At 59.1% G+C, this 4,786-nt stretch carries 3 protein-coding genes and 1 pseudogene; all 4 read left to right on the top strand.

The genetic code is table 11. The features are described 5' to 3' along the window. Positions 1-263: 263 nt before the first annotated feature. The 4 genes and pseudogenes from I5W_RS05120 to rpsU all read left to right on the top strand — a co-directional run bounded on the left by I5W_RS05120 (position 264) and on the right by rpsU (position 4,558). Positions 264-1,472, top strand: coding sequence for a cation:proton antiporter (locus tag I5W_RS05120; RefSeq protein WP_044528433.1), 1,209 nt, complete (start codon positions 264-266; stop codon positions 1,470-1,472). Beyond that, positions 1,469-2,698 carry a YbdK family carboxylate-amine ligase gene (locus I5W_RS05115; RefSeq protein WP_044528432.1) on the top strand — a complete coding sequence of 410 codons (1,230 nt, stop codon included), beginning with the start codon at positions 1,469-1,471 and terminating at the stop codon, positions 2,696-2,698. The genes I5W_RS05120 and I5W_RS05115 overlap by 4 nt, the downstream gene beginning before the upstream one ends. Before the next feature lie 327 nt (positions 2,699-3,025). Next, a pseudogene (locus tag I5W_RS05110) lies at positions 3,026-4,155 on the top strand (NAD(P)/FAD-dependent oxidoreductase). A 190-nt stretch (positions 4,156-4,345) separates the two neighbouring features. Then, complete coding sequence (gene rpsU / locus I5W_RS05105) at positions 4,346-4,558, top strand: 30S ribosomal protein S21 (RefSeq protein WP_006462949.1); 213 nt, start codon at positions 4,346-4,348, stop codon at positions 4,556-4,558. Positions 4,559-4,786: the final 228 nt, after the last annotated feature.

Below are 4,786 nucleotides of genomic sequence, written 5' to 3'. Positions count from 1 at the left end.
AATATCAATCAGGGAAATTCAGATTTCCGTGTAGGGTAAAAAAAAGATCATCGCGTAGAGCAAGAGTGATATCTTCTGTGCTCCGGTTTTTTGATGAGAGATTTNTTCTTCAAAAATCTTCCTGGAAAAATCGGGCCCGATCTCGTCGGGCTGCTCGTACCGCACATGCGTGGCATGTTGCTTGCGCGATCCGCAACATGCATGTCATCGTCGAATGATAGTGTGCTGCTGCGGTTCAACACCACATCGTTACAGGAGGAGATATGGAGTGGGCTCTTCCGTCGTTCACCCTCGCACAGACGCTGCAATGGAATGCCCTGCTGGTATTCGGCGGCCTGCTGCTCTTCGGGCTGATCGCGGGCTACGTAGTTTCCAAGTCCCCATGGGTGCCTCGCATCACGGGTTATCTGCTGGTCGGTTTCCTTTTGGGTGCCGGCGGGTTCAATCTGCTTTCCGGTGAAGTCCTCAAGGTCACCAACATCTTTGCCGACATTGCCGTGGCGCTGGTGGTGTACCAGTTGGGACGCTACGTCGACATCGGCTGGCTGCGCCGCGAAAAATGGCTGATGATCACGGTGGCCGTCTCGGCCGTGCTGTGCTTCGGTTTCGTCAGCATCGCCCTGACCTGGTTCGGTACCGATTCGGTCATGGCGCTCTTGGGTGGCGTGATGGCCATTGCCACCGCACCGGCCGTGGTGCTGGTGGTGCTGCGCGACCTCAAGGCGGAAGGCCAGGTCACGCGCCGCCTGGCAGCCATGACCGCGCTCAACAACTTCGTGGCCGTACTGGCCGCTTACGCACTCTTGCCGGTGATCGCGCATGAGGCCGGCACGCCCGTCTGGACGCTGATCCAGCACACCCTGTATTCGCTGGTCGGTTCGGCTATCCTGGCCTATCTCACCTACTGGCTGATGATGCCGCTGGCGCGCCTGCTGGGGCGCGAGAACAGTTCGCAGTTCGTGCTGGTGATCTCGGTGATCGCGCTGGCCATTGGCGTGGCCCATGCGCTGCATTTGCCGGTGATGCTGACCATGCTGATCTTCGCCATCCTCTCCAAGAACCTGGATCGTCAGTTCGACCTGATGGAGCTGGAGTTCGGCGTGGCCAATGAATTGTTCGTGGTGATGCTGTTCGTTACCGTGGGCGCTTCGATGAAGCTGTCGGACCTGAGCCTGTTGGGTTACTCGGTGCTGATCCTGATTGCGGCGCGCTTCCTGGCGATGGGGCTGGGCATCTTCCTGTTTGCCCGCTTTGCGCGCATGAACTGGCGCCAGGCCGGACTGCTCACGCTGGGTACCTTGCCCATGACCGAGATCGGCGTGGGGCTGATGCAAACGGTCTCGTCGCTGTATCCGCACACCACGGCCAATGTCGTGCCGCTGCTGGCGGGCAGCATGGTGGTCCTGGAATTCCTGGGGCCGGTGGCAACCCAGTTTGCCTTGATCAAATCTGGAGAGAGTGGACGCGAATGAATACCGAGACACTGATCCGCACTGAACATGACGCCCCCAGCAGTCAGGCCCATGTGGTCGGCTCGCAGGAGAGCGCGGGCATTTTGCCGTTCGGTTCCTCCACGCCCTTTACCATGGGTATCGAGCTGGAACTGCAACTGGTCAATCGCCGCAACTACAACCTGGCCAGCGATGCGGTCGATCTGCTGAACTGGATCGAGCCGCGCGATCTGCAAAAGCAGATCAAGCTGGAAATGACGCAGGGAATGATCGAGCTCAATTCGGGCATCCATACCCGCGTCGATGAATTGATCGAAGAGTTGAAGGGCTTGCGCGCGGCCTTGAACAAGGGGGCGCAATATCTCAATATCGATGTCTCCGGTGGTGGCGCGCATCCCTTCCAGCACTGGAACGAACAGCGCATCACGCCCAGCGAGCGCTTCCATTATCTGCACGAGAAATACGGCTACTTGGCCAAGACTTTCACCGTCTTTGGTCAGCACATCCATATCGGCGTGGAAAATGGCGATGATGCGCTGTATCTCACACATGGCTTCTCGCGCTATGTGCCGCACTTCATCGCGCTGTCGGCGGCCTCGCCCTTCTATCAGGGCGCCGATACCAAGTTCGATTCCTCGCGCAGCAACGTGGTGCGCGCCTTCCCGCTGTCGGGCACGGCCCCGGTGCATACCAAGTGGGCCGAGTTCGAGACCTACTACGATGAATTGCACCAGATGGGCATCATCGCCAGCATGAAGGACTTCTATTGGGACATCCCGCCCCCAGCCGAATACGGCACGGTGGAAATCCGCGTCTGCGACACTCCCCTGACCATCGAACACGCCGCGCACCTGGGCGCTTATGCCCAATTGCTGGCGCGCTGGATCCTGACCGAGCGGCCCTTCGTGGTGGCTGACGATTTCTATCTTCTGTATCAATACAACCGCTTCGAGGCCAGCCGTTTCGGCTTGAATGGCCAGTTGGCGTTGCATGGCGCCACGCCTTCGCAATCACGCAAGCTGCCCATCTATGAACATCTGTTGCAGCAACTGCAGTTGCTGGAACCCTATGTGGCCAACGAGGCCGAGCGGCAGACCATCCTGCGCCTGCGCCGTATTGCGCATGATCGCCTCTCCGACGCCAGTTGGCTGCGCCAGATGTTTGCACAGCGCGGTTCGCTTAACGACATGATGCGGCTGTCCTCGGAATTGTGGATGGGGGTGGAGCCGCCGCCATATTTCCAATAAACGATTTAAATGATATAAATCGTTTATACGTTGCAGTAGTGCGGCAGCGCAGTTGAGGTACCTGGCATCCCGGGTGATTGCAGAGCACGCGGGATGATGGGAGGAAGAAGGCCAGGGGCCGGTATCGCAAGATGCTGGCCCCTTGTCTTTGGGGGCGTTGTTTCATGGCCCTTGTCTTCCGGGGGCGGGATCGCCGACAATCACGGCTTTGAAGCGGCCTCGGGCTGCACCGAAATGCGTGCCGGAGGAAGCATGAGCAAGCATCACCCCAATCAGTTTGATGTCGCCATCATCGGCGCCGGCGCGGCCGGCATGATGTGCGCCGCCGTGGCCGGCCAGCGTGGCCGGCGCGTGGTGCTGATCGACCATGCCGGCAAGCTGGCTGAAAAGATTCGTATCTCGGGCGGCGGGCGCTGCAATTTCACCAATGTGGGCGCGGGTCCGCAGCATTATCTTTCACAGAACCCCCATTTCTGCCGCAGTGCGCTGTCGCGCTATACGCCGCAGGATTCATCGGGCTGGTCAAGCGGCATCGCATCGGTTTCCATGAAAAGCACAAGGGGCAGTTGTTCTGTGATGACTCCGCCGAAGACATCATCGCCATGCTCAAGGCTGAGTGCGATGTCGGCAATGTCAGTTGGCGGATGCCGTGCAGCGTGCAGGAGGTGGGCAAGAGCGGCGAGCAGTTCCGCATCGCCACCAGCGTCGGCGAGATCCAGGCGCGAGCTGGTGGTTGCCACCCGTGGGCTTCCATTCCCCAGATCGGTGCCACCGATTTCGCCTATCGCATCGCCCGGCAATTCGAGTTGAAGCTGATCGAGCCGCGTCCCGGCCTGGTGCCGCTGACCTTCGATGGCAAGGCCTGGCAGTCGCTCACCGAACTGGCCGGGATCGCCCTGGAAGTGGAGGTGGAGACCGGCGTGAAGAAGGAGCGTGGCTACTTCCTGGAGGATCTGCTGTTTACCCATCGTGGCCTGTCGGGTCCGGCGATCCTGCAGATTTCCAGCTACTGGAAGCCGGGCGCGCCGCTGACGCTGAACCTGCTGCCGCAACTGGACGTGGCCGAGACCCTGATCGAAGGCAAGGGCAGCATCAAGAAAAACCTCGGCAACATCCTGGCGCAATGGCTACCCAATCGCCTGGCCGAGGGCTGGCTGAAGATCCATGGCTTCGACGCCGGCGCACGCATTGCCGACATGCCCGATAAATCGCTCAAGAAGCTGGGCGATTCGCTGAACCGCTGGGTGATCGTCCCCAGCGGGTCGGAGGGGTATCGCAAGGCCGAGGTCACGCTGGGTGGGGTGGATACCCGCGAACTGTCGCAGCAGAGCATGATGGCCAACAAGGTGTCGGGGCTGCATTTCATCGGCGAGGCCATGGATGTGACCGGCTGGCTGGGAGGCTATAACTTCCAGTGGGCCTGGGCCTCAGGCGTGGCGGCGGGTTCGGCGGTGTGATCGGATTTTTTGGTCACATCCTCTTGACTTCAGGTGAAGCTTCACCTTGACTGTGATAAGTGCCTGATTCTTATCCCTTTTTTACCACAGGGGTGGAAAAAATGCCACGTTTGGCCTTCCAATCGGAGGCTAGTACTGCTACAATCGCTTTCTTTGCTAATCCAACCTAACCTTTTTGGTTTGAATTTACATGACCACTATTCGCGTTAAAGAGAACGAGCCGTTCGAAGTTGCAATGCGTCGCTTCAAGCGCACCATCGAGAAGACCGGTCTGCTGACCGAACTGCGCGCACGCGAGTTCTACGAAAAGCCGACCGCTGAGCGCAAGCGCAAGCTGGCTGCTGCCGTGAAGCGTCACTACAAGCGTATCCGCAGCCAACAGCTGCCCAAGAAGCTGTACTAAGAATTTCTCGCCGCGCATTCGTGCGGCCGATGTGTAAACCCGCTCCGGTGTTGGTCCGCAGCGGGTTTTCGCATTTATTCCCGATTTCTTCGCAGACCTTTTCCTGCTTTGTCGGCTGGCCTGGTTTTTCATGGTGATGGCCCAAAATAGGAAGGAAAGCGCCAATTCGGGCTGGCGATAAGCCCATCCATGTTCTACGATCCTAAGACGGGCTGCCGTGCCCCCGAT

Source organism: Herbaspirillum sp. B65 (assembly GCF_000333555.1).
Classification (GTDB): domain Bacteria; phylum Pseudomonadota; class Gammaproteobacteria; order Burkholderiales; family Burkholderiaceae_D; genus Herbaspirillum; species Herbaspirillum rubrisubalbicans.
This window is presented reverse-complemented; position numbering and strand designations above follow the sequence as displayed.

Coding starts and splice junctions, on each gene's coding strand:
- I5W_RS05120 (WP_044528433.1), top strand. CDS start 264: ATGGAGTGGGCTCTTCCGTCGTTCACCCTCGCACAGACGCTGCAATGG.
- I5W_RS05115 (WP_044528432.1), top strand. CDS start 1,469: ATGAATACCGAGACACTGATCCGCACTGAACATGACGCCCCCAGCAGT.
- rpsU (WP_006462949.1), top strand. CDS start 4,346: ATGACCACTATTCGCGTTAAAGAGAACGAGCCGTTCGAAGTTGCAATG.